Raw genomic sequence first — 26,368 nt, 5'->3', positions numbered from 1 at the left:
CAAACCTACTCCTTGGTCGGATTGCGTTTAACCTTGATCGTGCGGAATGGCGCGCCCGTGATGGGCTCATTCTTGGAATAGGATTCCTGCACCATGTAGGGAAAATCCAAGCGGATAATGTCCTTGCTGTTGTCGACCCATGTAATGACGACGCGGTCATTCTGGAGACGCCATTTGCCCGGGTCAGTCCCCGTACTTCCTGTAACTGATGGTGAGCGGTAGGCATTTCCCCATCCTTCAATGGAAATATATTCGCTCCTCCCTTGCTTTTCCACAGGTGTCCATGTCCCGCGGATATCGACGACTGTCAGCCGGCTGAAGTTACCGGCATCAAAGTAACGTTCTGCCTCAGCTGGTTGGACCTTCTCCGCTGTGGCGGGATTGCGCGGCTTGTCGGTGAGATTGTCCTTCGGCTTGTAAGTCCCGAGGGAATATCCCCCTTTTTTATTTTGCATCAGGACATCCCGACGATTGTTAGGCCATGAGACGATGACACGGTCCCCATCTGTCCGCCACTTGCCGCGCACGGCCTGATCACCTTCCCAGTCCCGGAGAGCCACGGTTGCTTCCCCGCTGCGGGCCAGCCTCAAGTAAAAAAACGGCTCGCCACCACCAATGCCGAAGATCCCGGTGGACTGGTCGATCTTCCAAAAGCCAATGAAGGCATTTCCCATCGTAATGGCAGGGGCTTGCTGTGGATCGGGAATTTCCTCTTCCCGGATACGGGTTTCATCACTTTTGATGGTGAGGCTGCCCGGAATTCGTGAATCAACGCGAACGCCTCGAATTGTCAGGAAGGGGTCTTCCATGAGGGAGCTGCCCGGCTGCCAGCTTTTGCGCTCAACAGCGTTGTCCCCGAGTTTTTTAAAGGTATCCACATGACCTGTTTCCCAACGGGCGGTCAGCACATCTCCGGCTCTCGTCCATGTCCCCTTCTGGATGGCGCGGCTGCTGGTGCCAGCCCAGAAACAAGAGAGCCGGCCACCCCGTTTGATGATGACCACGCACTTGTCACCTGCGGGTTCCTGGATTTCCCAGAATCCGTAAAAGGGCCCCGGGTCAACTGATTCAACCTCGTCGCTGGTCTGTGCGGCAAGCGGAAGGGCCAAAAGCAAAATGGAGAAAACCAAGAAGGACTGGAAGGGAAGGGGATGTTTCATGAATTTAATGGTCAGTTGTCTCTATAATTGTTCCCCGCTAATTCGGGGTCAATGGTTTAGGTCTCTTCCCAAGGCAGAAAAGTTCAAAATTGAGTGACTGACCTCACCCTCAATGAGGGCCTCCCGGTCAGTTTTCTGCTTCGCATCAACAGTTATTCCATGCTGGAAATTGAAGGAGTAGTCCCCTGAATCATCCCGCTTGTAGAATGGGAGTTCCTGAAGCGGTGCGGGGACCGTACGCACCGTGTTGAACGGTTTTTTAGGGCGACTTGGGTAATTCAGGTTGTGGACAACGGCGTCCGCCCCGCCAGCCCCGTTGGACAGGATCTTCCCGATTAGCTCGGAAGCGTGTTGGGCGCTGGCATCGAGCAGGGACTGCCAATCATCCGGAAGCGCTCCTTTCGAATGTGTGACATGCTCGAAAATGTTGTCCGGGATTTCCTGTGAAATGGCAAAGGAGGGAAGTCCCCAGAAGGCTCCTTCCAATGCGCCGGCAACCGTGCCGGAACAGTAAATCAGGGGAATCGAAGTGTTATACCCGATATTAATCCCCGAAACAACGGCGTCTGGCCGCTCTGGCAACAGGTTGCCCAATGCGATATTGACACAATCGGTAGGCGTTCCGTCGATGGTCCACGCCTTCCAAGGCAATTCCGGGTGCTCCTCGACGCGGACCGGGCGGCGCCTTGAGACAGCGCGGCCAATCCAGCTTTGTTCCTTGGCTGGTGCGGCGATTGTGATTTCAAAGTGTTCGCTCAGCGCGCGGGCAATGGCGTGGAGGAAACCCGATTCGATTCCATCGTCATTTGTAATAAGGATGTGCTTGGGCATGTGGTCTCTAGTGTAGGAGAGCTGGGCTTTCTTCAAGACCATTGGCCGGAAATTCGCAAAAGAAATTCCCATGGTCGGCCGGGGTTAACCTTGAAATGAGGGCCGGAAGGCCTCAGTTTCAAACCATGTCACGCGATGTTACTCTTTTTACAGGCCAATGGGCCGACTTGCCCCTGGTAGAACTGCTCCCGCTCGTAGCCGATATGGGCTATGACGGGGTTGAACTGGCCTGTTGGGGCGATCACTTTGATGTCAGCAAAGCCCTTTCGGATGAGGCTTACATCCCGGCAAAATGGGAATTACTCCAGAAGCACGGACTGACCTGCCACGCTATTTCCGCGCACCTTGTAGGGCAGGCGGTCTGCGACCTCATCGATGAACGGCACAAAGCAATCCTTCCCGACAGTGTCTGGGGTGACGGTGATCCTGAAGGCGTGCGCCAACGCGCTGCGGAGGAAATGAAAGCCACCGCGCGCGCCGCGAGAAAGTTTTTCGATGCCCGACCGGACGAGCAGGTCCTTCCGCCTGTGGTCAACGGCTTCACCGGCTCCTCCATCTGGCATGCGTTGTACGCCTTTCCGCCAACAAGCCAGGACTACCTCGACAAGGGATTTGAGGATTTCGCCAAGCGCTGGTTGCCGATCCTGGATGTTTTCGAGGAAGAGGATGTGAATTTCGCCCTTGAGGTCCATCCAACCGAGATTGCCTTTGATATCGCCAGCTCCGAACGGGCTCTTGAGGCCATCAACGGACACAAGCGCTTTGGATTCAACTATGATCCCAGCCACCTTGGCTACCAGGGTGTCGATTATGTGAAGTTCATCCGCGACATGTTCGAGCGGATCTATCACGTCCACATGAAGGACGTCTGGTGGAATCGCGGGGATGGGTCAGTGGGCGTGTTCGGGGGGCATACCGAGTTCACGGATCCGCGCCGCTACTGGGATTTTCGCTCCCTTGGGCATGGCGATATCGACTTCGAGGAGATCATTGTCGCCTTGAACGATATTGGGTACACGGGGCCGCTCTCTGTCGAATGGGAAGATGGACGCATGGATCGTATCCATGGAGCAGAGGAGGCCTGCATGTTTGTCCGGAGTGTGGATTTTCCCCCGAACCGGATCGCTTTCGACGCGGCCTTTGATAAAAGCAACCAGTAGCGCATTCCGCCATTCAGGAGACTTGATATGAATCGCAAACTACGCATGGGAATGGTTGGGGGAGGACGGGATGCCTTCATTGGTGCGGTACACCGCATGGCGGCCAATCTTGACGGGCAGATTGAACTGGTGGCAGGTGCCTTTTCCTCCGATCCTGAGAAGTCGCGCTTGAGTGGTGAGGATCTATTCCTTGATCCATCCCGGGTCTACGGCAGCTACGAGGAAATGGCCGCGAAGGAGGCGGCTCTTCCAGAGGAGGAGCGCATCGACTTTGTCTCGATTGTCACGCCGAACCACATGCATTTTCCGGTCGCCAAATGCTTTCTTGAGGCAGGCTTCCATGTTGTCTGCGACAAGCCGATGACATTTGATGTCGAAGAGGCCGTGATGCTGAAGGAGATTGTCGAAAAATCCGGAAAAGTCTTCGCCCTGACGCACAACTATACGGGCTATCCGATGGTCAAGGAGGCTCGTCAGCTGGTTAAATCCGGCAAGCTCGGGAAGATACTGAAGATTGTCGCCGAGTATCCACAGGGCTGGCTGATCAAGAACATCGATGCGGAGGGCCAGAAGCAGGCGGCCTGGCGGACCGACCCGACGAAAGCGGGAGCCTCCAGTTGCATCGGGGATATCGGCACGCATGCGGAAAATCTCGGACGCTACATCACGGGGCTTGAATTGGAAGCGGTCTGTGCGGAGTTCACCTCCTTCGTACCGGGAAGGAAACTCGAGGATGATGGAAACATTCTCGTCCGCTACAAGGGCGGGGCCAAGGGTGTCCTTTACGCCTCGCAGGTTTCAGTTGGCGAAGAGAACAGCCTGACCATCCGGGTTTATGGCGAGAAGGCATCCCTTGAGTGGAAACAGGAATATCCCAATGACTTGCTCATGAAGTACCCGGAAGCACCGCGGGAGCTGTTGCGTCGCGGAAACCCTTACCTCAGCGAGGAAGCGAACAAGTTTTCCCGCATTCCCGCAGGACATCCTGAGGCCTTTATCGAGGCCTTTGCCAACATCTATCTGGAGGCCGCACGAGCTATCCGGGATGCGGTTGAAGGCGTTTCTGTTGGCGGCCCTTACGATTTTCCGACTGTCGATGACGGGGTGGAGGGCATGCGGTTCATCCAGACAGCTGTCAATTCCGCCAAGGCGGAGGCGTGGACGCGGTTCGAGCGCTAGGTCATCATCCCTGCTGGTTAAAACAGGCCGACAACAATACTCAGGGAAATAATGGAAAACACCGTGCTGAGGACGATTCCCCCGGAGGCCATGGCCTCGTCCCCGTCCAGTTCCTTGGCCATCACATAGCTGGCCACAGCCGTCGGCGTTGCCGCAAAGATCATGAGCAGGAGGGTTGTTTCGCTTGAAAGGTTGAACGGCAGGCTCATCACCCATGCAAAAAGCGGGGTTACCGCTGTTTTTAAAATGGCCGAAAATGTTGCACTCCGATAACGGCCTTCCATGGAGACCACGGCCATGCCTCCCCCGACACAGATAAGGGCCGCCGGTGCGGCTATCCTTCCGACAAACTCCAGTGTATTGTAAACCGGCTCCGGCAAGCTGAAGGGAAGCAGAAAAAGAATGACGCCGCCCACCGAGGCTAGAATGAGGGGATTTGTGGCAATGCTTTTCAGCATGCCCCGCATTCTGTCCGAGGCGTCCCCATCGCGACTACCAATGAGCAGCAGGACTGAAACAACATTATAGAAAATCATCGTCGGGGCGAAGACAAAGATGGCCTGGGCGACAATACCGGCCGCGAATTCCTTTGGGTAATCCCGAAGTGCGTAGACGAGGACGGGGATGCCGATGAAGGCGAGGTTTCCGCGGAATGAAGCTTGGATAAAGGTCCCGAATTGCCAGCGCTGGAGCTTCAGCAGGCGCGCTGTCAGAAAGGCGGCACCAATCACAAGAAAGGTGGCCGCCATGTAGATGAGGAAAGTGGGAACAGTCCCGCTTGGAAGGCTTTGTGCAGTTGCCAGCCCGTTAATAATCAGTGCAGGCAGGGAGATATAATACACAAACCGGTTCAGCTCATTGAGAAAATCCCGCGAGAGGAATGTCTTTCGAGCCAGAATGTAGCCCAGTCCAAGGACTGCGAAGACCGGGAATAAAGTTGAAATGATGTAGCCCATGCAGATTCGACAAGCTGGGTTTCAAGGATGGTATTGTCAACGCACCGGCAATTGTCTAATCATTCAGGAATGAAGATGACGGAACGTATCGAAGACGGATTTGAGGATGTGCTGGGAAAAGCCGCCTCGGGGTTGGGACTGGACCTTCTGCAACTGAGTGAAAGAACCGGCATATCAATTGAAGACCTGAACGCGCTGATGGAGGGCAAGTTCGATGAGGAAGCTTGTCTTCTTGTCTCAAGGGAGCTCCACCTGGATGGGCCGTCTGTTGTGCAGTTGGCCAAGGGAACCTGGCGTCCCGAGCCGGTTGATCTGAAGGGTCTGACCGGTTATACAACACCTTTCCCGGTTCCTGGATACGAGGAAATGACCGTCAATAGCTTCCTCGTTCTTGATTCAGAATCAAAATCGGGGGCGGTCTTTGATCCGGGGGCCGATGTCAGTGCCCTGCTGGCCGACATTCAGCGTCTGGATATCAAGATTGAGCGGATTTTTTTAACCCATTCGCACGATGATCACATCCACGCCCTTTCGGAATTACTTGAAAAAACAGGAAATCCTCCCGTGTGGATTCATGAGAATGAGCCCTTGTCGGGCTTAAATCATTTTTGCGAGGGCAGAATTTTCCGGGTGGGCGGCCTCGAGATTGAGAGCCGCCTCACCAATGGGCATTCCCCGGGTGGAACAACTTTTGTCGTCAGTGGGCTCTCAAAGCCGGTGGCGATTGTCGGCGACTCGCTCTTCTGCTGCTCACAGGGTGGAGCGCCAAATGCTTATGAACGGGCGTTGGAGAACAACCGTAAGAAGATTCTCAGCCTTCCCGATGAGACAATCCTCTGCCCCGGGCATGGACCGGCGACCACCGTCGGGGAGGAGAAACAGAACAATCCGTTTTTCCGTCGCTCCGATTCCTGAGGAGACAGCTCCGCTCTCCTTTTGGCGATTCCCGGCGCAATTATTCGCGCACCGGAACGGGCGGCCTGACAATTAAATCCCTCCGCATTCCTTGTCCTATGTCCTTTGGAATTTGGTGATCTTGTGCGGTAGATTTTGTCTTTTCACTTTAAAAATAAATAAAATGAAAATCATTTAAGTAAAAACTTAAGTAATTATCAGCCATAATTATCACATCTATCGAATACTTTAATACATGTTCAGACATCCAAAGTAGCCTTGAATTTAGGAATCAGGGGAAATATTCGTTGTGTAACCAAGCCGGGGTTGTCGAAGGATTCGATCAGGCAAATCCGGAAGAATTAACCACAAACGAAATAAATAAGATGAAAAGTACCCCCCAAATGTTGTTACGGATAGCCAGTGGCCTTCTGTTGCTTGCTCCGCTCGGGCTGATTGCCCAGCACGGGAGCATGAACTACGTCGATGCGACAACCTGTCTGAACTGCCACCAGAACTTCCACCCGAACCTGCAGTCGGATGTCATGAACAGCCTGCACTGGACCTGGGAGAAGACCGATTCGGCAACCGGCCAGGTTGTTGGCAAGAAGAACGTGATTAACAACTACTGTATCGCGGTTGCCTCGAACGAGCCGCGTTGCACAAGCTGCCACATTGGTGTCGGTTACGCGGACAATACATTTGATTTCGATGATCCGAGCAAAATTGACTGCTTGGTTTGTCATGACCAGACGGGTACCTACAAGAAGGTTCCGACCGGGGCCGGTGCGCCTGATCCAGGAGTCGACTTGACTGCGGTGGCACGCAGTGTCGATTTGCCAGACCGCAACAACTGTGGTATCTGCCACTTCTACGGAGGTGGTGGTGAAGGGGTGAAACATGGCAGCATGGATTCATCGCTTTTGAATCCATCCCGCGAGCTTGACGTGCACATGAGTGCCGACGGTGGAAACATGGTCTGCTCGGATTGTCACGCCCCGGACGAGGACAACCCGCACGACATCGTGGGCTCCCGCTACTCGCAGGCTGCTCCTGACAACATGATGTGTAAGAACTGCCACGAGGCAGAGGGACCGGTTCACGCAAACGGCTTCCTCAACACGCACGCCGATACGGTGGCCTGTCAGACCTGTCACATTCCGGCCTATGCTCGCGGCGGCAAGGCAACCAAAATGTACTGGGACTGGACTACAGCCGGGCAGAAGAATCCTGATGGATCTCAGATTGTCACGAGGGACGCTGACGGAAACGTCATCTATGACACCAAGAAGGGGTCCTTCATCTGGAAGGAAAATGTCATCCCGGAAACAAAGTGGTTCAACGGAACAGTCACTTACACACTTCTCGATGATCAATTACCAGCAGGCCGTGTGACCATCAACAAGCTTGGTGGAGACATCAATGATGACAATGCCTACATTTTCCCGGTAAAGCGCTTTGTCGGCCGTCAGCCTTACGACGCTGGGGCGAACACCTTTGCCGTGCCGAATCTCTTCCCGAACAATGCGGAAGACACGACTGCCTATTGGAAGGCCTTTGACTGGGATGCCGCACTGACTTCCGGTATGGATTATGTCGGACGCACCTTTGTGGGACCGGTTGGCATCGTCGATACGGAAATGTTCTGGATCCAGAATCACATGGTGGCTCCAAAGGAAATGGCCCTTACCTGCACGGATTGCCATACTTGGGGAAGCCGCATCAACTTCTACGAACTCGGGTTTGAAAATGCCCAGGCGCTTCAGACCAGCATGCAGAGCGACCCATGGGTCAATACCGGTGACTGGATGGGCTGGATCAATGTGGATGCAGATCCATGGATCTGGGTCATGGACATTGGCAAATACATCTACATGCCGGGTGGCGCGATCTCCAGCGATGGTGGCTGGGCCTACGCTCCTAAATAATCCCGGGCGGTATTTTATCAGCTTTGTGGTTTCGACCATCGGTGGGACATTCCCACCGGTGGTTTTTTTTATCTGAGCCGCGTTGACGAAGAGGATGGCTAAGGTATTCTCAGGAAAAGGTGTTTTATGAAAGTCGGTGTAGTTAAGGAAGTGAAGGCGGATGAAAACCGCGTAGCTTTGACCCCTGCGGGAGTGGAAGCCTTCTGCGATCGTGGACACAGCATACTGGTTGAAGCAGGCGCAGGCGAGGGAAGCGGATTTAGCAATGAGGAGTATGCGGAGGCTGGAGCGGCCATCCTGGGCTCAGCTGGTGAAGTCTGGTCAACCGCGGAGATGGTCCTCAAGGTCAAAGAGCCACAAATGAGCGAGTTCGGGCATATTCGTGAAAACCAGATTGTCTTCACGTATTTCCATTTTGCCGCTTCCGAGGAACTGACCCGGGCAATCATCGAGACCAAGTGCATCGCGATTGCCTACGAGACAATTGTCGACAACAAGGGCCAGCTGCCACTCTTAACACCAATGAGCGAAGTGGCCGGCCGGATGGCGGTGCAACAGGGTGCGAAGTATCTTGAGAAGGCACATGGTGGACGAGGAATACTTCTGGGCGGGGTGCCTGGAGTGCCGCCGGCTACGGTGGTTGTTCTTGGAGCCGGGGTCGTCGGCATGAATGCAACCAAGATGGCGGCCGGGCTGGGGAGCCTTGTTTATGTGCTGGATGTCAACCTGGAACGGCTTCGCTACTACAGCGATGTCATGCCGTCGAATGTGATCACCATGATGTCCAACAAGGCAAACCTTCGGAAGACGCTCGCCGATGCGGATCTGGTTGTATCGAGTGTTTTAATACCTGGAGGCAAGGCCCCAAAACTGATCACCAAAGAGACGCTTAAGATCATGAAACCCGGGGCGGTCATTGTGGATGTGGCGATTGATCAAGGGGGATCAACGGAGACCTCTCGTCCAACAACGCATCGTGACCCGATTTACACGGTGGACGGAATTGTTCATTACTGTGTCACCAACATGCCGGGAGCAATGCCAATGACATCAACCATGGCCCTGACCAATGCCACGATCCGTTACGCGCTTGAACTGGCGGACAAGGGCTTTGCTGCCGCGATACGGCAGCACAAGAGCATTGCCATGGGGGCCAACATTGTCCGCGGCACCATCACGCACCACGGCGTTGCGGAAGCGTTCGGGCTTCCCTACGAACCTGTTTACGAAGTGCTCAAGGGCTAGTGCCCATCGGGTATTCGGGCATGAATCAGCAACGGCCTCCGGTCGGCCGGGTCGGATTGCTTTCCACCTCGATTGTTATCAAGGATTAGAAACACATCAGAGCCATCGACAACAAGCCCCTCGGCCTGACCATAGGTTTGTGACCGGTATGCCCAGCGAGGATCAGTTTCGATGTTTTCAAAGCCCCAGGCCGCTGTTTCTTCCCATACACCGTCCCGCTTCTCCAGCTGAACGACCAGATGGGCATTTCTGAATAGTGCGTAAAGGTTTGAATTGTCCGCATGCAGGCCTGAAAAATCGGGTAACCGCATGAGCGGGAGAGCCCCTTTGTAGGGAGATTCCATGTGGAGCTGTGCCTCGATCTCCAGGGAGCTGTCCAATCCGCTCCATTCGACCAGTCCCCGTTTTTCCCTTTCGGCAGCTCCGATCCAGTGGTTTGGGCCGAGCCATGCTACGCCTTCAAAACCGGCATTACTCTTCGCAAACAAGCCAAGTGACCGTCCCTTATTCCTCAGGTCCGGGGTTATCCAAACGGCCGTCCCGTCCGCGGTGACACGCAGGAGCCTGCCGCGTTCCTCAGAAATCAGGTAAAAGCTTCCCCCGGGATCCGATGTGATTCCCTCCCAGTCCATGGTGCGGCGATCCGGTGGAGAAAACTGGATGTGCGGAACGAGCCTTGCCACATTTCCCTCAAGTTCCACCCGGAATATCTGGTTGTTAACCTTGTCAGCGACCGCATAGAGGCGCCCGTCATGCAGGGTCATTCCCGACGGTTCAAGAAGTGTGGGGGATTCAACCGGATAAACTGAGACAAGCTCCAGGTCGGGGATGATGGAGCCAGTCGTGGCCTTGCCGAACGGGCGACATCCGGTGAAGAAACACACACCAAGGCACAGCAAGAAATGTATTCGAAACATCATTACTTAAATGGGAGGAAAGGCAATTGGGGCAAGAATGATAAAACCCAGACCCGCGGTAACGGTTGCGGAAAGAAGGCGTAACTTGTTGAGCGAACGAAGGGAAATATCTTCCGGGACGCGATGGCCGAATAGCCCTGCGACAACGATGAAGTGAAGATGCCAAAGCATCTGCCCGACAACCGCTCCGAGTGAAAAGAGGCAGGCGGCCATCCATCCGGGTCCGCGCAAATGGATTCCGACCGATAGAATAAAGGCCGCCCAGAGTGGGAAACGCCAGGGCATGATCAAGCTGCGCCAAAAGCTCATGACGAAGAGGCCTGAGATATTGGCCGTGGTGGCTGTCTTCAGTAACCTGACTTCGGGGGCCTTGATGCAACGGTATGCCATCCAGAATAGGAAAAGAACCGCGATTGCCCTGAGGTGGAAATCCATTTCCTGCCAGAAAAGGGGATACTGAAAGAGCAAAACACTCGCCAGGAGGCACCATGGCAACTGGCCAAGGGAAAGTCCCAAGGCCGAAGCAATCCCGGCCATCCATGTTCGGCTGACGGTGACCTGGATAACCCAAACGGAAGCAGGCATGACAGCAGCTGAGTAAAGCAGGCTGAGCCAGATTCCACCGAGAATTGCCAATTGGGGACCACTCATTTTCGCAGGTAGTTAGTTTAAAATTTGGCGAGAGGTCAAAGCCTTGTCGTAAATCCTGCCTGAATCCCTATTGGGACTTGAAAAGCAACTGAGTTTGAATCACTTCTCGGTGTATGGTTATTGATTCTGAAATTCGAAATCAGCTGGAAGAAATCACACGGCGTGCCGGACACCTGTGGAGGTATCTTTGACGTCCCCAAGCAGGAGGAAAAAATTGCCTCGCTCGAGGAGAAGATGGCCCAACAGGACTTTTGGGACCATCAAGAGGCGGCCAACAAGGTCGTGACGGAAGTCAGCCATACCAAGGCGCGGATCCAGCCCATCAAGAAATTCCATGAGCGCATAGACGATGTGAAAACGCTCGTGGAGTTGGTTGAGGACGCTGATGATGAGGATGGTCAGGAGTATTTCAAGGAGATCGTTGAGAGCGTTGGGAAGATGGTCAAAGATCTCGACGCGCTTGAAATCCAGAGCTTCCTGGGAGGTAAAATGGACCGCAATAACGCGATCTTGTCCATTAATGCCGGAGCCGGTGGGACCGAATCCTGTGATTGGGCGGATATGCTCTACCGGATGTACGTCCGCTGGGCGGAACGAAGTGGCTACACGGTGGAAACGGATGACCTCTCACCCGGGGAGGAAGCAGGAATCAGCCATGCCACCATCCGGATTATCGGAGCCAATGCCTATGGCTATGCCAAGGCTGAGCGCGGAGTGCACCGCCTTGTCCGGATCAGTCCCTTTGACAGCAATGCCCGCCGCCACACCTCTTTCTGCGCAGTGGATGTGATCGCCGAGTTGGATGATGACATTGACGTGGAGATCAAGGATGAAGACCTGCGTGTTGATACATACCGCGCATCCGGTAAAGGCGGGCAGCATGTCAACAAGACTGATTCAGCTGTCCGGATGACCCATCTTCCGACGAATATTGTTGTCCAGTGCCAGAACGAGCGCTCACAGCTGAAGAACCGGGCGACCGCCTTGAAGATGCTCAAGTCACGCCTGTATGAAAAGTACGAGGATGAAAAGCGTGCCGAGATGGAGAAGTTCTACGGGGCCAAGGGCGAAATTGGCTGGGGCAACCAGATCCGGTCATATGTTTTTCAACCCTACCAAATGGTGAAGGACCTGCGCACGGGCGTCGACACGTCGAACATCCAGCAGGTGATGGATGGTGACTTGGACCGGTTTATCCACGCTTGGCTTCGGGCTGGGTGTCCGACAAGCCGGAACAAGGATATCAAGATCGAGGACTAGGGTTCTGGTTTGGAATTTTTAATTGGGAAACGCGACCATTGAGTGACGGACTGACATATGAGGCACTGAAAAAGGCCTTTGGGGCGCAGAGCCTATTTGAGGACAAGACCTGGCGGATTTCTCCAGAGGCATGGCCTTTGGATAAAAAGCAGATCAAGGAGATTCATCAGATAGGGCAGGCATGTCTTGAGTTTTACCGTGCCTCTGAGCTTCTTTACACACGCTCTCACGAGAACAAGAATCTTCTCCGCAATGCCGAGCTGAAGGCTCCCTGGGTAGCCGATTATCTGGATCGGGGAAAGCCCGACTGGCTGGTGCGCCATGCGCGCTCAAAGACCATGCGCCGGAGCCAGCCAATGGTTATCCGACCGGATCTGCTGGCAACGGAGGAGGGCTTTGCATTGACTGAGGTTGACTCGGTTCCCGGCGGTATCGGGCTGACGGCGTTCCTCAATGACTTGTACGCCCCCGAGCCCGGCATTGTCGGCGCAGAGGAGCGAATCGTGCATGCCTTCTACTCATCGATGGCCTCGCTTCGTCCGGACAAGGAGTATCCTGTTGTTGCCATTGTTGTCTCGGATGAAGCCTCCACTTACCGTCCGGAAATGGAGTGGTTGGCCCGACGCCTCCAGACGCATGGGAAACGGGTTTATTGTCTTCATCCCGGCGATGTCTTTCCCGTTGGGGATACATTGTGCGCGGACATCGATGGGAACCCGGAGGAAATTGATGTGCTATATCGCTTCTGGGAGCTGTTCGACCTCGATAACATTCCAATCTCGCGGCATATCCTGCAAATGCTTGAAGACGGTGCTCCGCTAGCGGTAACCCCGCCCATGAGACATTTTCAGGAAGAGAAGCTGAACCTTGTTCTCTTCCATCATCCGCGGCTGGAGCACTTCTGGCGTGAGAACCTCAGCAAGCCCAGTTTTAAGTTATTGAACCGGATCATTCCAAAGGGCTGGATCATGGACCCTGTTGATTTGCCCCCCAATGCCGTGCTGGACGCGCCCCATATCGGAGGCAATCCCATCTATAAGTGGGAGCAGCTGGCGGATGCCTCACAGAAGGAAAGAAACTTGATCATGAAACTGAGCGGTTTTCATGAAAATGCCTGGGGAGCGAGAAGCGTGCTATATGGAAGCGATGCCTCCCGGGAGGAATGGCTCGACGGGATCAAGGAAGCGCTGGAAGGTGCCGGGGATAACCTGTATCTACTTCAGGAATACAAGAAACCAGCCAGATTAAAACACCCTGTATTCAGCCCGGAAGGGGAGTTGTTTCAAATGAATGGGCGCCTTCGGCTTTGCCCGTATTATTTTGTCGAGGGTGAGCAAGTCGAAACCGGCGGGGTTTTGGCCACCTTTTGTCCGGCTGATAAGAAGATCATCCATGGCATGCGCGATGCCGCTCTCCTGCCGGTGAAGCTGTCCTGAGTCCTAGGCTGAAGTCCCGCCTTCAGGCAGTCTTATCAACCCCAGAATTCCTTCTGTATAATATCGTAATGGGCCTTGTCAACGGGCTGGATGGAGAGGCGCATTCCTCGCTGGGCCACCTTCATTTTACCAAGCTCCGGATGGGCCTTGATTTCCTTTAAGGTAACCGGACGCTTGACCGCTTTGCGGTAGCGGACATCCACAACCAGCCAACGCGGGTTTTCCGGATCCGACTTTGGATCGAAATAGTTGCTCTTCTTGTCGAACTGCGTTGGATCGGGATACGCCTTCGAGCTGGAAATTTCCGCGAGGCCGACGATTCCCGGCTCCTTGCAATTGGAATGGTAGAAAAGGACGACATCCCCCTTGCACATGTCATCCCGCATGAAATTGCGCGCCTGGTAATTGCGCACGCCTTCCCACATGGAAGTGCGCTTGTCAGCCTTTTTCAGGTCATCGAACGAGTACACGTCCGGCTCGGATTTCATCAGCCAGATATTCATGAGAGTCGTAGATCTTGTGTTGGAGTCCCGCCTTCAGGCGGTCTCAGGTTGGCTTTTAGTCTGCGAAGGCCGGTAGAGGGAGGCGGTGTGGCCGACTTCCCCGCACACCGTGGAGCGCGTGGACTCGGCAATGGTCTGAAGCCATTGCTTCCGGGTTGGCTTGTCCGGTGCTTCAAGGCGAATCTTGATCAACCCATCCTGTGTGAGCGCCTGGTCAACGGCCTTGATCACAGTGTCTGTGGCACCAGAGCGACCTACCATCACAGCCGGTTTAAGATTCATCGCGCGACCACGATAGAGTTTACGTTCAGCTGAACTGAGGGCGAGGGATGATGTCATTATTCACTTTTCTCCAAATTGTTTAGCCAGGCGGCCAGAACGGCCTCCAGCTTGTCGGGCATGGTGCCGCCACCCATTGCGAAGTCGGGCTTGCCGCCCCCTTTGCCGCCTAGTTCGGCGGTGAGTGTACGGACCAGATCTCCAGCCTTGAAGCCCTTTGCGATTGCTTCATCGGAAGCCATGGCGACCAAGGTCACCTTCTCGCCCAAGGGGGCACCAAATACGAGAAGATCTCCTTCTATTTCCTTGAAAGCCTTGGCAGCCAAGGTGCGCAAGTCGTTTGGATTATCAACCTGTAGTCGCTTAACCAATACACAAAGCCCTCCGATCTGCCTGGTTTCATCCTTCAACTCGGCCGTCTGGCTGCTTTGTGCCTGTGCCTTCAACTGCTTCAAGCTTTTCTCCGCTTCAGTCAGCCGGTTTTGCAGGTCCTTGACGCGGTCCGGCAGCTCAGCTGGCTTGGAGGCGAAGGTTTGCGCCAGGTTGGCCAATATCGAGAAGCGCTCCTCAATCAATCCGGAAGCAGCACTTCCGCAAACTGCCTCTATTCGGCGCGTACCGGCAGCAATTGCCGATTCGGAGACAATCTTGAAAGGACCAATTTCCCCGGTTGCTGAAACGTGTGTGCCTCCACATAGTTCCTTGCTCCATCCTCCCACATCGACAATGCGGACAGTGTCGCCATACTTTTCCCCGAAGAATGCAATCACGTCTTCCGGCTTCTCGGAGTAGGGGACTTCATACCATTTTACCGGATCGTTCTCCAGGATCTTTTCCTGGCAGAAGTTCTCGATTGCGCGGAGATCCTCCGTACTGATCTGCTCAAAGTGGCTGAAATCGAAGCGAAGGCGGTCTGGGCCGACAAAAGAGCCTGCCTGTTGGACATGGGTGCCAAGAATGGACCGCAAGGCATGATGGAGAATGTGCGTTGCGCTATGATGGCGTTGTACCGCTTTACGGTAAGGGACATCAACATTCACTTTGGCCGTCTTGCCGACAGCGGAAGCATCCAGGTTTCCGCTTACCTCGTGCAGGGAATGGCCGTTTGCATCACGGGTTGTATTGACGAGTGGATACGTTTTGCCATCGATCGACAAACTCCCCTTGTCACCGACTTGTCCACCCATTTCCGCATAGCAAGGTGTCTTGTCCAGGACAATAAATGTCTTTCCTTCGTCTGTTATCACATTGGTGACGACTGCTTCAGTGCCGGTGAGTCTGCCGTTGTCGAAACCAATAAACTCGGTGGAGCTGCTGTCATCCGAATCTTCCGAAACGCGGATCACGCTGGTCTGTCGTGCTGCCCGTGCCCGCTCCCGCTGGATATTCATTGCCTTCTGAAACCCTTCCGTATCAACGGTGAGGCCCTTCTCAGCGGCTATGATCTGGGTGAGGTCAAGTGGGAAACCGTGTGTGTCGTAGAGGGTAAAGGCATCTTCCCCGGAGATCTGGTCTGGGTCAGTAGAGAAAATCTTCTCGAGCATCAGGAGCCCTCGCTCGATCGTTCGCTCAAAGGCTGCTTCCTCGCTGGCGATGATTTTCCGGATGATCGTTTCCTGGGTTTTCAGTTCCGGGAAGACTCCTCCCAGGATTTCTATCACTGGTTCAACCAACTTGGTGAAAAAGCCATCCTTTAAGTCAAGCCGGCGTCCATACAGGACAGCCCTGCGGAGAATTCGTCGAAGGACGTAATTACGGCCTTCATTTCCGGGCAGGATTCCGTCAGCGATGGCACAGCTCAGTGTCCGGATATGGTCGGCAATGACACGGAAGGCGATATCCAGCATTTCCGCCTCAGTTGGTTCGTGTGGGTTAGCCGGCAGGGTGGCCTTGTATGAATGCCCGCACATTTCCGAAATCTGGGCGAAGATTGGCGTGAAGAGGTCGCAATTGTAATTACTGGGCGGATTTGAGAAATCCGTGAATCCCTTGGTTGTGGCAATAATCCCGGCAACCCGTTCAAAGCCCATGCCGGTATCGATGTGCTTGTTCTTCAACGGGCTGAAATTGCCATGCTCATCGGCGTTAAACTGGATAAAGACCAAGTTCCAGAGCTCGATGCAGTAAGGTGAGTCGGCATTGACGAGCTTGCCTTGCGTATCGCCGGCAGTGGTCAGGTCAATGTGGATCTCCGAGCAGGGACCGCAGGGGCCCGTATCTCCCATCATCCAGAAATTGTCTTTCTTGCCGCCGGTCAATATCCGCTCTTCCGGGACAAGACCGCTCTTCTTGAGTACCTTCGCCCAAATGTCGTAGGCCTCCTGGTCAAACTCGGCCGGATCGCCCTTGCCGGGCTTGTAGACGGTCACGTACAACCGGTCTGTCGGGAATTTCCACACTTCGGTCAAAAGCTCCCATGCCCACTCGATGGCCTCTTTTTTGAAGTAATCCCCGAATGACCAGTTTCCCAGCATTTCAAAGAATGTCTGGTGATAGGTATCCAGTCCGACATCATCGAGATCGTTGTGTTTACCGCCTGCCCGGATACACTTCTGGGTATCTGCGATGCGCCGGTCTGCCGCTTCCCGGTCACCGAGAAAATACGGCACGAAAGGATTCATGCCGGCATTGGTAAAGAGCAAGTTGGGCGCGGTTGGCATCAGCGAGGCTGACGGCACGATCTTGTGCTGCTTGCTGGCAAAGAAATCAAGAAACGACTGACGGATTTCAGCGGAGGTCATGGCTTTTGATAGTAATATTTTGTGGCGTAGTGAGCGGGTTTATCCCGCAAAAACCGTAATTGCGGGGTAAACCCGCTCACTACAACAAGCGATCATCTTATAAGTGGGTCAGAATGGCATCGGCCATTTGGCGCGTGTTGACGGCTTCGAGACCAAAGGCGATGTCACCGGTGCGGATGCCTGATTCAACAGTTTGGCGGACAGCATTCTCAATCCGCGAGGCCACCTCGTCCAGCCCGAAGCTGAAGCGGAGCATCATCGCACCGCTCAGGATTTGCGCGCAGGGATTGGCCACGCCAAGTCCGGCAATGTCGGGAGCCGTCCCGCCGGCCGGCTCATAGAGTCCGAAAGGATGACCGAGGGAGTTCATTTCCAGTCCGAGGCTTGCGGAACAAAGCATACCGAGACTTCCGCAGACAATTCCCATCTCGTCGCTGAGGATGTCCCCAAACATGTTTTCGGTAAAGAGGACATCAAACTGGTTGGGCTCTCGGGCCAGTTGCATGGCGGCATTATCGACATACATGTGGCTGAGCTCGATTTCCGGGTAGTTTTTGGCGAAAAAGGCTGTCACTACTTCACGCCAGAGAACAGAAGTGGTGAGGACATTGGCCTTGTCGACTGAGCAGACTCGCTTATCCCGTTTCAGGGCGGTCTGGGCTGCGACTTCAGCAATTCGCTCAATTTCGCTGCGCTTGTAAATCATCGTATCCAGCGCCTCGATGTCACCATCAGGCAGTTCGCGGCGCGCCTTTGGCTGGCCAAAATAAATACCTCCGGTCAATTCCCGGATACAGACAATATCGATCCCTTCAGGAATGCGCTCGGTCTTGAGAGGGGAGGCGGCGACCAAATCCGGGTAGAGGAGTCCAGGGCGGATGTTCGCGAACAACTGGAAGTGCTTGCGAAGTGGCAGGAGTGCGGCTCGCTCAGGCTGTTCGGCAGGTGGAAGGGATTCCCATTTGGGGCCGCCTACACTGCCAAATAAAATCGCCTCGTTATCCTCGCAGACCTTGACCGTTGAAGGAGGAAGGGCCTCTCCATGTTCATCGATAGCCGCCCCGCCGACGGCGGCATTCGTTGTTTCCAAGGTGTAGCCTGAGCCATCGATCGCCTTTTGGAGGACTTCGAGAGCCACTTCCATGACTTCAGGGCCGATTCCATCACCGGGGAGGACTGCAAATTTCAAGGATTTCATAATAATTGTTACAAAACCTTGGACAATGGGAAATGTGTGCCTGAATTGGCAATCTCTTTTCCGGTCTCATGAGGAAGGATCGGCTTGCGGTTACCCAGGAATCTTATTGTGATCTATCTATGTTTCAAAGAACTAAGGATGGCTGGAGGCAAGCAAGTCCACGTTCGAAGGTACTCCTAGTGGGTTCTGCTGTCGTGATTTTCATATTGTTAGCGGCCGTTGTCTGGTCCGTCTTCCGCAGCTTGAATGAGGAACCGCCTGTTTATGAACCATTGACGAACAGTTTGGAGGTAGACGACTCCCTCGAAGCGCTGGTTCCGGATGCAAATGCTCTTCCGGCGCCGAAATCACTCAATCGCGCAGTCCTCGAACGCCATTTTGCGGCAATCGGTGGGGTCAAGCGGCTTACGTCGATCAACAGTTTGCTCGTATCGGCCGATATCGACTTAACGGATGGAGAGTCGATGTCCTTTGTTATTGCCAAGAAGAAAGGGGAGCGAATCCGTCTTTCATACAAGAGGCAAAACGTGACAATCACGATGGTTGTTACGCCGGAGGACGCCTGGCGCAGTGTCCGGAGGGATGGGAAACCAATCCAGGTGGAAGATCTTGCCCTGAAGGAACAGGACAACTTGAGGCGGTCATCCTATGTCGTGAGCGAGCTATTCCTCGCCATGAATAATTCCTGGACAACCGAATATCTTGGCCAGCAGGCGTTCAATTATCAAATGGCCTATTGTTATGAGGTTAAAGTGAATCCAAGACATATTGTCCGCTTTTTTATAGATCCGGATACCTTCCTCGATATTGGACGCGAGGAGCGGACATTTGAGGAGGATGGGACATTGACCGTATCCCGGTCAATCAACTCTGACCATATGGATATCAGCGGCCTCAAGGTCCCGGCTATGATAGAGACCTACGTGAATGACAAACTCACGCAGACGCTTGTTGTACGGGATGTTGAGCTGAATCCAGGTATTCTGGACAGCACCTTTATACGCCCGGATTTACCTCCATCTCCAGAGGAATAATTCTGGTCAAACCGTTACGGCTTTCAAGGGGACAGGATCCAGGATCTGGCATTTTGGGTCCCATTCAGTCAGTCGGCTCTTGAACCAATCCCGCGAGTCGGGATCACCGTGGTGAAGGACGACGCATCGGGGATTCCTTGCCTTGGCAAATTCAAGTAATTCCTCCCGGTCAGCGTGGGAGCTCAGATCAAACTTCTCAATCCTCGCCATTGCCGCGACGGCTTTGCCCAAGCTCTTGAAAAGGAATTTGTCACCTTGGTGCAATTTAAGGATCTTCCCGCCCGGCGTATCGGGATCACAATAACCGACGAAGGCGATGGTATTCTGGTGTGACTCAAGAAGAGTGGAAGCCGCCTTGTAGGAAGGCGTGTTTTCCACCATCATGCCGCTGCTGAGCAAGTAAATTCCGGGTCGATCCTTACCCGGGCGATGCTTGTCGGGCATCTTGCAGGCATTCAATTCCCGGAGGATTTTGCGCCGGATGCGCACATGGGGACTCTTGCGTGAAATCCGGTCAAACTGGTTCAGCAAGTCGATTCCAAGACCGCTTATATAAATCGGGAGTTCTTTTAATTTACCGGTTGATCGCGCATGATGGAAGACAGCGAGGAGTTCCTGCATTCTCCCCAGGGCAAAGACCGGAATGAGAATGGATCCGCCATGCGAGACGGTATCCATGATGCAGCGAAGCAAGCGCTCAATCTCACTTTCACGGCTGGCGGCGCGCTCGGTGGATCCCCGTGTCGTCTCAAGGATCACCGTATCCATGTCGCCTTGGGGGAATTCCGCACCGTCCAGAAGGATCGTTTTCTCAAAGAGGACATCCCCGCTGTGGAAAATCCTCTGATGGCGGTATTCAAAGAGGATTCCCATCGCGCCCGGGATGTGTCCGGATGGATGGAGAGTGAAGGAAATCCGGTCTCCGGAGTCTGCTTCAAAGTGTCGTGCCTGACCCGGTGTGAGCCCGATCACCTGGCGTGAACAGGCTGAGATGTCCCCGTAGGAATAGAGAGGATAATCCGCAATCCCGAGCTCGGCCCGCTGTCGATCCATGACATTGCAGGAATTCTGTAGCATGCGCCGATAGAATTGGGCGGTATCATGGCTCATGATGATCGGCGTGTTTGGATGGTCCTTGGCGATGACTGGCAAGGCCCCCAGATGGTCAAGATGGCAATGGGTGACGAATATCAGGTCAATATGCAGCCCATAAAGCTTTTCGAACCGGGGGAGGGCCTCACGGCCAATTTTCTTTGGATGGATTCCGGCATCGATGATGATGTTGAGTCCTTCAAATTGAAGCAGGAGACAATTCGCGCCAATCCCGCCGTGAGCGTTCAGGTCAGTCAGTTGCACGCTGCATCTCCGGGAATAGTCATCTTGAACTCCGGTATCACGACGGAGAAAAGGGCTCCCTCGGCATCAACTCCATGGAAGGCTCCTCTTGCGTGGGCATTGCCTGGAACCAAGTGAAAGGAGGTGTAGGAAAAGGACTGCCCGGGGGTCAGCTCAGGAGTCCGGCCAATCACCTTGTCCCCCTCGAATACATCCATCTTCCCATCTTCATATTCGAGAATCCATTTGCGGGCCAGGATAGTCACGCTGGTTTCCGCATGGTTGTGTATGGTCAGGTGGTAAGCAAAGAGATGTGGCTTATCCGCCGGGGCATGGATCGGATTGTAGCTGTATTTCAAATCATCCAGAGTCACAAAAAGGCCCTCTGGACTTGGTTTGGATCTGGCGCCTTGCTCATCCATTAGTTGGCTCCTCGTTCCGTCATAAATCGATGAGTCAGGGCAGTCTTCAGCCCGGTAACTGGCAAGAATAAAAGCTTCTTCCCGGGAGCAGGAATTTACGCTTGCGAAAACGCCTTCAGTCTTTGTCGTCTTCGATTGTGACGAAAACAGCCCTCATCAGCGTCAGCGACAAAACTGGAATAGTTCCTTTTGCAAAGGAGCTTGTAACGCGCCACGGCTTCCGGATTCTCTCCACTGGAGGAACGGCCAAGGCCATTGCCGAAGCCGGAATCGAGGTGATTGAAGTAGGCGACTACACCGGCTTCCCCGAAATGATGGAGGGCCGCGTGAAGACGCTTCACCCGAAGATCCACGGCGGGCTTCTCTGCCTGCGGGAGAAATCGGAGCACATGGAGCAGGCGGCGGCACATGATATTGAAATGATCGATATGGTGGTCGTGAATCTGTATCCCTTTGAGGAGACCGTGGCTAAAGACGGAGTCACTCGGGAGGAGGCCATCGAGCAGATCGATATTGGCGGTCCCTCGATGTTGCGGAGTGCGGCCAAGAACCATGCCTCTGTCACTGTTATCACCGATCCGGCGGACTACAGTCGTGTGCTGGCAGTCCTCGATGAGCCCGGTGAATTGGCAGCCCTGCGCCGCGAGTTGGCTATCAAAGTCTATGCGCGGACAAGTGAATATGATGGGGCCATCACAAAATTCCTGAGTCAGGCCGGGACAGACGAACCCGACTTGTCAGCCATTTCCGGACTTCCTGACACATTTTCAATCGAGGCCGAAAAGGCGTCTTCCCTGCGCTATGGGGAAAACCCACACCAGCAGGCAGCGTTGTACGGGCGGTTTTTTGAGGTCTTCGAGCAGCTCCAAGGGAAGGAACTCAGCTTCAACAATATCATCGATATTTCCGCCGCGACCTACCTCATTGGTGAATTTGAGAGCCCGACCGTTGCGATTCTGAAGCACACGAACCCGTGTGGGGTGGCCAGCGCCGACTCGCTTGTCGAGGCTTGGGATCAGGCCTTTGCCACAGACCGACAGGCTCCCTTCGGGGGAATCATTGTCGTCAACCAGACCGTTGACGGTGAGCTCGCCCAGAGAATCCGGGAAATTTTCTGTGAAGTCATTATCGCGCCACATTTTTCAGACGATGCGCTCGAGCAATTCGGTAAGCGCAAGAACCTGCGCTTGATGATCAACCGCGAGGGGGTTCGAACCGATTCATTACAGGACATCCGTTCAGCAATCGGAGGCTTCCTCGTCCAGGACCGTGACCAGAAACGTTTGCGCCCCGCTGAGTGCAAGGTGGTCACGGAGCGCCAGCCAACCGAGGCGGAGTGGGCGGCCATGTTGTTTGGCTGGAAAGTCGTGAAGCACGTGAAGTCCAATGCGATCGTCTATGCCGCTGCTGAGCGGACCCTCGGTATTGGGGCAGGTCAGATGTCCCGCGTCGACAGTTCACGGATTGCGGTATGGAAAGCTGGGGAAGCTAAGCTTCCGCTTGCCGGGTCAATTATTGCTTCGGATGCCTTTTTCCCCTTCGCCGACGGGCTCGAGGCAGCCGCTGACGCTGGCGCTACTGCCGCCATCCAGCCGGGTGGCTCAGTTCGAGATGAGGAAGTGATTGCCGCGGCAAACAAGCGCGGCATGGCAATGGTCTTTACCGGAATCCGGCACTTCCGCCATTAACTGGCGATGTTTTCCTGGTAGAATTCCTGGAGGACTTCCATCCGCTTTTTCTCGAGGATCTCTTCCTCGATCTCCTCGGTGCTCCGCTGGCGCTCGTTGGCGATCAATGCCTTCCGCATCCGCGTCAAGGCCATGTTTTGCAGCTGGCGCACGCGCTCGCGGGTGATTTCGAACATTTCGCCGACTTCTTCCAAAGTCTTTGGCTTGTCCCCGCCGAGGCCGAAGCGCAGGCGGACAATCTCCGCTTCCCGTGGGTCTAATTCGTCAATGAGCTGGTTCAGGTCGTTGACGACATTCTTGCTCTGGAGGTTGTCCAGTGGATTGATCGAATTCTCATCTCCAATAAGATCACCAAATTCGGTCCCATCATTGTCCCCGATAGGCGCATCCAAACTTGCCGGACGCACGCTCACGGATTTCAAATGGGCGACCTTGTTCACCGACATTTCCATTTCGTAGGCGATTTCCTCGTCTGTGGGTGGGCGGTCAAGGGCTTCCTCCAGCTCGGTGGCAATACGGCGCATCCGGGCAATTTTGTCCACAAGGTGGACGGGAAGGCGGATCGTTTTGCTTTGATTGGCCAAGGCGCGCTTGATGGATTGCTTGATCCACCAGGCTGCATAGGTCGATAATTTCCCGCCTTTGGCAGGGTCAAATCGCTCAACCGCCTTGATCAGGCCGATGTTTCCTTCGCTGATCAGATCGAGCAGCGGAAGTCCGAAATTGGAATAGTCATGCGCTATTTTAACGACAAGGCGCAGGTTTGCCGTGATCATCTTCTCGCGAGCCTTGTGGTCACCTTTTTGGATCAAGGCCGCCAACTCAACCTCTTCCGAGGGCTTCAAGAGCGGGGTTTTCCCGATTTCCTGAAGGTATAGCTTGATGGTGCTTCTATCCGCACTCGGAAGCTTGCGGACATCGTCAACCTCTGGGGTGACGGCGGAAGCACTGCGGCCTACCTGTATTTCTTCGATCTCGGGTGCGGTGTCTATGAGTTTCATGTTCTTAAAGGTTTGAGTTAATGCGACGTGGAATATTCTCAAAAATTTACCGGCTGGCGTAAATCTAACTGCGGAATACGGGTCGGATTTCCGGTAAATGGGCCCCGGGTCGGGTAAACGGTAATTCCGGGAATTCAACTGTGAAAATATACGCCACTTTTAATTGAGACTAAGAATCAATAAAAACGTTCAAAGAGACAAGGGAAAAAGGCTGAAGGGAGAGGTTGCATGGAAGGAGAAAGGAAGAAATAAGAGAAACTGATGCGAGGAAGAGAGGAGACGGTAACGGTCGTACCGCTGCGCGGGTTGGGGCGCGGACTGGCTTATTGCATACCGGAGGGGATGGAGGACCGGATTGGTGTGGGGAGCCTTGTCCGGATGCCGCTGGGGAACCGGACTGAGCACGGGATAGTGGTACGGATGGGGGATGATGGTGAATTTGAGCGTGGCCGGATGAAGCAGTTATTTGGGCTGGAGCAGGCCTTTCCGGTGGTGCGGGAGGATGGCATCCGGCTGGCGAACTGGATGGCCGGGTATTACAGCTGCGGGATGGAACAGGTGCTGGAAGTGATGATTCCGGGGGCTGTTCGCCGGGGGATGCAGCAGAAGCAGGAGCGCTTTGTAACACTCGCGGAGAAACTCGATGGAGAAATCCTGGCACAGCTTGAGCGTCGTGCTCCCAAGCAGCACGCGGTGGTTGAGTTCATGCGAGGGCAGGTAGCCCGCGACAGCTGGCCCCGCGGGCTTATAATCAAGCGATTGAAGGTGTCGCCGACTGTAATCGACGGGCTGGTGGAGAAAGGCCTGTTGGTGGAGCGCCGGGAAGCATCCGAGCGGGTGGCCTACGCGGATGGGATCAGCGAAGGGGAGCATGTGGTGACAACCGGGTTTGAGCTGACGGGCGAGCAGGCAGCGGCGGCCTCAAGTATTCGCGAGAGCCTGAAGGAAGGCGGATTCCACGTACACTTGCTCCACGGGATAACAGGTTCCGGAAAGACGGAAGTCTACATGCGGATCATGAAGGACGTCCTCGCGGCCGGGGGAGGGATTATTTTCCTCGTCCCGGAAGTGGCCTTGACGCCTCAAACCGTGGGACGACTCCGGGCACGCTTTGAAGCGGTTGGGGGTGACAAAGTCGTGGTCTGGCACAGCCACTTGTCGGACGGCGAGCGTTATGATGCCTGGCGCGCCTTGGCCACGGGCGAAGCGAAGGTCGTCGTCGGAGCTCGCTCAGCGGTCTTTGCGCCTGTGGAAAACCTGCAATTGATTGTTGTCGATGAGGAGCATGAGCCTGCCTACAAGCAGGAGGAAGTGCCCCGCTACAACGGAAGGGATGTGGCGGTTTACCGGGCCATGATCAACAAGGCCCTGTGCGTTCTTGGGAGTGCCACGCCCTCTCTGGAGACCCTCCATAACGTGGACATCCAGAAATACAAACTGGACCGCCTGGACAAACGGGTGGACGACCGGCAACTTCCCTTGATGCATGTGGTGGACATGCGCCGGGAGAAGGGTGGCAAGGTTTTTTCGCAGTTGCTCGCTGACAAACTGCAGGACCGGTTGGAAAAGAAGGAACAGGCAATTCTTTTCCTCAATCGACGTGGCTACGACGCTTCCCTCCACTGCCCGGATTGCGGCTTTGTCGCGGTATGCGATTTCTGCGACATCACGATGACCCATCACTTCTACGATCGGCGCATGCGGTGTCACATGTGCGGATCGGAAACCTCCGTGCCGTCAACGTGTCCGAAGTGTCGGTCACCAAAAATCCGCTACAAGGGTTCCGGCACACAGAAGGTGGAGACGATTGCCAAAAAGATTCTCCCACACGCGAACATTGTACGCATTGATGCGGACACAATGCGCCGACGCCATGCCTTCCGGGAGCAGCTGACGGCCTTCCGGCAGGGAAAGATCGACGTTCTTGTCGGGACGCAGATGATCGCAAAGGGACTGGATTTTCCGAATGTGACCCTTGTTGGCCTTTTGGATGCCGACATCTCGATGCACCTTCCCGACTTTCGTGCCTCGGAGCGGACCTTCCAGTTGTTGGTGCAGGTATCCGGACGGGCTGGACGTGGCGACCGTGCCGGGGAAGTGGTCGTGCAAACTTATATGCCCGCATCCCCGCCAATCCAGTTTGGCCGTCAGCAGGATTTTGACGGATTTACCAAGGAGGAATTGGATCACCGGAAGGAATTTGGTTATCCGCCATACCGCCATTTGATTCACCATCTCATCCGCGGACAGAATCAGGAGAAAGTTGAGTTCTATGCAAAGCAATGGGTCCAGCAGGTCGGGAAGGGGCTCCAGAAGAGGGGAGTCGAGATCCGGGGTCCAGCACCTTGCCCGGTGGAGCGGATTCAGAACATGTTCCGTTACCAGATCTGGTACTTCACGCCCAACGTTGGCCGTATAATGCCCTTTTTGAATGAACAACGCCGTGCCTTCAAGTGGGACCCCGAGCTGATCGAGATCATCGATGTCGATGCGCAGCACCTGATTTAGGGAGGCAGGTCCAGTGTCCCTTGATTTCAGATGGGAAGGAAC

At 54.5% G+C, this 26,368-nt stretch carries 22 protein-coding genes; 10 read left to right on the top strand and 12 right to left on the bottom strand.

The features are described 5' to 3' along the window. Positions 1–5: 5 nt before the first annotated feature. The gene (locus G0Q06_RS13405) at positions 6–1,160 is read right to left on the bottom strand and encodes a hypothetical protein (RefSeq protein ID WP_163967028.1); all 1,155 of its coding nucleotides are present in this window, start codon (positions 1,158–1,160) and stop codon (positions 6–8) included. Between the two features lie 48 nt (positions 1,161–1,208). Then, positions 1,209–2,063, bottom strand: coding sequence for a 5'/3'-nucleotidase SurE (gene surE, locus G0Q06_RS13400; RefSeq protein ID WP_163967027.1), 855 nt, complete (start codon positions 2,061–2,063; stop codon positions 1,209–1,211). Between the two features lie 53 nt (positions 2,064–2,116). Here surE and G0Q06_RS13395 point away from each other — a divergent pair, with 53 nt between their 5' ends. Together G0Q06_RS13395 and G0Q06_RS13390 are read left to right on the top strand one after the other, a co-directional pair. Then, positions 2,117–3,151 (top strand): sugar phosphate isomerase/epimerase family protein, encoded by a 1,035-nt coding sequence (locus G0Q06_RS13395; RefSeq protein WP_163967026.1) that lies wholly within the window; start codon positions 2,117–2,119, stop codon positions 3,149–3,151. A gap of 27 nt (positions 3,152–3,178) precedes the next feature. Further along, positions 3,179–4,330 (top strand): Gfo/Idh/MocA family protein, encoded by a 1,152-nt coding sequence (locus G0Q06_RS13390; RefSeq protein ID WP_238710845.1) that lies wholly within the window; start codon positions 3,179–3,181, stop codon positions 4,328–4,330. 17 nt (positions 4,331–4,347) lie between these two features. Here the strand turns inward: G0Q06_RS13390 and G0Q06_RS13385 are convergent, their stop codons facing one another. After that, the gene (locus G0Q06_RS13385; protein WP_163967025.1) at positions 4,348–5,286 is read right to left on the bottom strand and encodes an AEC family transporter; all 939 of its coding nucleotides are present in this window, start codon (positions 5,284–5,286) and stop codon (positions 4,348–4,350) included. Positions 5,287–5,361: 75 nt separating this feature from the next. On the opposite strand from G0Q06_RS13385, the gene G0Q06_RS13380 reads away from it, so the two are divergent. The 3 genes from G0Q06_RS13380 to ald all read left to right on the top strand — a co-directional run bounded on the left by G0Q06_RS13380 (position 5,362) and on the right by ald (position 9,353). Continuing rightward, on the top strand, positions 5,362–6,201 hold the full coding sequence (locus tag G0Q06_RS13380) for an MBL fold metallo-hydrolase (RefSeq protein WP_163967024.1): 840 nt from the start codon (positions 5,362–5,364) through the stop codon (positions 6,199–6,201). Positions 6,202–6,566: 365 nt separating this feature from the next. Continuing rightward, positions 6,567–8,108, top strand: coding sequence for a tetrathionate reductase family octaheme c-type cytochrome (locus G0Q06_RS13375; protein ID WP_163967023.1), 1,542 nt, complete (start codon positions 6,567–6,569; stop codon positions 8,106–8,108). A gap of 126 nt (positions 8,109–8,234) precedes the next feature. Then, entirely contained in the window at positions 8,235–9,353 is a 1,119-nt protein-coding gene (ald, locus tag G0Q06_RS13370; RefSeq protein WP_163967022.1) for an alanine dehydrogenase, read from the top strand. Here ald and G0Q06_RS13365 read toward each other — a convergent pair. Then, complete coding sequence (locus G0Q06_RS13365) at positions 9,350–10,273, bottom strand: SdiA-regulated domain-containing protein (protein WP_163967021.1); 924 nt, start codon at positions 10,271–10,273, stop codon at positions 9,350–9,352. The genes ald and G0Q06_RS13365 overlap by 4 nt on opposite strands. Positions 10,274–10,276: 3 nt before the next feature. Further along, positions 10,277–10,921: a hypothetical protein gene (locus G0Q06_RS13360; RefSeq protein ID WP_163967020.1), complete on the bottom strand. Its 645-nt coding sequence runs from the start codon at positions 10,919–10,921 to the stop codon at positions 10,277–10,279. Between the two features lie 113 nt (positions 10,922–11,034). On the opposite strand from G0Q06_RS13360, the gene prfB reads away from it, so the two are divergent. Beyond that, a protein-coding gene (gene prfB, locus G0Q06_RS13355; RefSeq protein ID WP_163967019.1) for a peptide chain release factor 2 occupies positions 11,035–12,181 on the top strand; the annotation gives its coding sequence in 2 pieces (ribosomal slippage) (positions 11,035–11,109 and positions 11,111–12,181; 1,146 coding nt in all). A 38-nt stretch (positions 12,182–12,219) separates the two neighbouring features. Then, the gene (locus G0Q06_RS13350) at positions 12,220–13,617 is read left to right on the top strand and encodes a hypothetical protein (RefSeq protein ID WP_238710843.1); all 1,398 of its coding nucleotides are present in this window, start codon (positions 12,220–12,222) and stop codon (positions 13,615–13,617) included. 35 nt (positions 13,618–13,652) lie between these two features. Here the strand turns inward: G0Q06_RS13350 and G0Q06_RS13345 are convergent, their stop codons facing one another. The 4 genes from G0Q06_RS13345 to leuB form a co-directional block, all read right to left on the bottom strand. Further along, positions 13,653–14,120, bottom strand: coding sequence for an EVE domain-containing protein (locus tag G0Q06_RS13345; protein WP_163967018.1), 468 nt, complete (start codon positions 14,118–14,120; stop codon positions 13,653–13,655). A gap of 33 nt (positions 14,121–14,153) precedes the next feature. Then, positions 14,154–14,459: a YhbY family RNA-binding protein gene (locus G0Q06_RS13340; protein ID WP_163967017.1), complete on the bottom strand. Its 306-nt coding sequence runs from the start codon at positions 14,457–14,459 to the stop codon at positions 14,154–14,156. Next, entirely contained in the window at positions 14,459–17,140 is a 2,682-nt protein-coding gene (alaS, locus tag G0Q06_RS13335) for an alanine--tRNA ligase (RefSeq protein WP_163967016.1), read from the bottom strand. The genes G0Q06_RS13340 and alaS overlap by 1 nt, the downstream gene beginning before the upstream one ends. Before the next feature lie 97 nt (positions 17,141–17,237). Next, entirely contained in the window at positions 17,238–18,338 is a 1,101-nt protein-coding gene (gene leuB / locus G0Q06_RS13330; protein ID WP_163967015.1) for a 3-isopropylmalate dehydrogenase, read from the bottom strand. Positions 18,339–18,457: 119 nt separating this feature from the next. Here leuB and G0Q06_RS13325 point away from each other — a divergent pair, with 119 nt between their 5' ends. Next, on the top strand, positions 18,458–19,372 hold the full coding sequence (locus G0Q06_RS13325) for a hypothetical protein (RefSeq protein WP_163967014.1): 915 nt from the start codon (positions 18,458–18,460) through the stop codon (positions 19,370–19,372). Positions 19,373–19,378: 6 nt separating this feature from the next. Here G0Q06_RS13325 and G0Q06_RS13320 read toward each other — a convergent pair whose 3' ends face one another. Next, on the bottom strand, positions 19,379–20,728 hold the full coding sequence (locus G0Q06_RS13320; RefSeq protein ID WP_163967012.1) for an MBL fold metallo-hydrolase: 1,350 nt from the start codon (positions 20,726–20,728) through the stop codon (positions 19,379–19,381). Then, positions 20,719–21,129, bottom strand: a complete 411-nt coding sequence (locus tag G0Q06_RS13315) for an ApaG domain-containing protein (protein ID WP_163967010.1) — start codon at positions 21,127–21,129, stop codon at positions 20,719–20,721. The genes G0Q06_RS13320 and G0Q06_RS13315 overlap by 10 nt, the downstream gene beginning before the upstream one ends. Positions 21,130–21,266: 137 nt before the next feature. Between G0Q06_RS13315 and purH the strand changes: the two genes are divergently transcribed. After that, the gene (gene purH / locus G0Q06_RS13310; RefSeq protein WP_163967007.1) at positions 21,267–22,817 is read left to right on the top strand and encodes a bifunctional phosphoribosylaminoimidazolecarboxamide formyltransferase/IMP cyclohydrolase; all 1,551 of its coding nucleotides are present in this window, start codon (positions 21,267–21,269) and stop codon (positions 22,815–22,817) included. Here purH and G0Q06_RS13305 read toward each other — a convergent pair. After that, entirely contained in the window at positions 22,814–23,818 is a 1,005-nt protein-coding gene (locus G0Q06_RS13305; protein WP_163967004.1) for a sigma-70 family RNA polymerase sigma factor, read from the bottom strand. The two genes, purH and G0Q06_RS13305, sit on opposite strands and share 4 nt — an antisense overlap. A 261-nt stretch (positions 23,819–24,079) precedes the next feature. On the opposite strand from G0Q06_RS13305, the gene priA reads away from it, so the two are divergent. Continuing rightward, positions 24,080–26,326, top strand: coding sequence for a replication restart helicase PriA (priA, locus tag G0Q06_RS13300; protein WP_163967002.1), 2,247 nt, complete (start codon positions 24,080–24,082; stop codon positions 26,324–26,326). Positions 26,327–26,368 lie beyond the last annotated feature (42 nt).

The organism is Oceanipulchritudo coccoides, from assembly GCF_010500615.1.
Classification (GTDB): domain Bacteria; phylum Verrucomicrobiota; class Verrucomicrobiia; order Opitutales; family Oceanipulchritudinaceae; genus Oceanipulchritudo; species Oceanipulchritudo coccoides.
This window is presented reverse-complemented; position numbering and strand designations above follow the sequence as displayed.

What these genes read in the sequence shown, in the direction of transcription:
- leuB (WP_163967015.1), bottom strand. Translation starts at nt 18,338, where the DNA reads ATGAAATCCTTGAAATTTGCAGTCCTCCCCGGTGATGGAATCGGCCCT.
- G0Q06_RS13305 (WP_163967004.1), bottom strand. Translation starts at nt 23,818, where the DNA reads ATGAAACTCATAGACACCGCACCCGAGATCGAAGAAATACAGGTAGGC.
- G0Q06_RS13395 (WP_163967026.1), top strand. Translation starts at nt 2,117, where the DNA reads ATGTCACGCGATGTTACTCTTTTTACAGGCCAATGGGCCGACTTGCCC.
- G0Q06_RS13380 (WP_163967024.1), top strand. Translation starts at nt 5,362, where the DNA reads ATGACGGAACGTATCGAAGACGGATTTGAGGATGTGCTGGGAAAAGCC.
- G0Q06_RS13390 (WP_238710845.1), top strand. Translation starts at nt 3,179, where the DNA reads ATGAATCGCAAACTACGCATGGGAATGGTTGGGGGAGGACGGGATGCC.
- G0Q06_RS13315 (WP_163967010.1), bottom strand. Translation starts at nt 21,129, where the DNA reads ATGGATGAGCAAGGCGCCAGATCCAAACCAAGTCCAGAGGGCCTTTTT.
- G0Q06_RS13365 (WP_163967021.1), bottom strand. Translation starts at nt 10,273, where the DNA reads ATGATGTTTCGAATACATTTCTTGCTGTGCCTTGGTGTGTGTTTCTTC.
- priA (WP_163967002.1), top strand. Translation starts at nt 24,080, where the DNA reads ATGCGAGGAAGAGAGGAGACGGTAACGGTCGTACCGCTGCGCGGGTTG.
- G0Q06_RS13345 (WP_163967018.1), bottom strand. Translation starts at nt 14,120, where the DNA reads ATGAATATCTGGCTGATGAAATCCGAGCCGGACGTGTACTCGTTCGAT.
- G0Q06_RS13340 (WP_163967017.1), bottom strand. Translation starts at nt 14,459, where the DNA reads ATGACATCATCCCTCGCCCTCAGTTCAGCTGAACGTAAACTCTATCGT.
- surE (WP_163967027.1), bottom strand. Translation starts at nt 2,063, where the DNA reads ATGGGAATTTCTTTTGCGAATTTCCGGCCAATGGTCTTGAAGAAAGCC.
- G0Q06_RS13375 (WP_163967023.1), top strand. Translation starts at nt 6,567, where the DNA reads ATGAAAAGTACCCCCCAAATGTTGTTACGGATAGCCAGTGGCCTTCTG.
- alaS (WP_163967016.1), bottom strand. Translation starts at nt 17,140, where the DNA reads ATGACCTCCGCTGAAATCCGTCAGTCGTTTCTTGATTTCTTTGCCAGC.
- G0Q06_RS13360 (WP_163967020.1), bottom strand. Translation starts at nt 10,921, where the DNA reads ATGAGTGGTCCCCAATTGGCAATTCTCGGTGGAATCTGGCTCAGCCTG.
- G0Q06_RS13385 (WP_163967025.1), bottom strand. Translation starts at nt 5,286, where the DNA reads ATGGGCTACATCATTTCAACTTTATTCCCGGTCTTCGCAGTCCTTGGA.
- G0Q06_RS13405 (WP_163967028.1), bottom strand. Translation starts at nt 1,160, where the DNA reads ATGAAACATCCCCTTCCCTTCCAGTCCTTCTTGGTTTTCTCCATTTTG.
- G0Q06_RS13325 (WP_163967014.1), top strand. Translation starts at nt 18,458, where the DNA reads ATGTTTCAAAGAACTAAGGATGGCTGGAGGCAAGCAAGTCCACGTTCG.
- ald (WP_163967022.1), top strand. Translation starts at nt 8,235, where the DNA reads ATGAAAGTCGGTGTAGTTAAGGAAGTGAAGGCGGATGAAAACCGCGTA.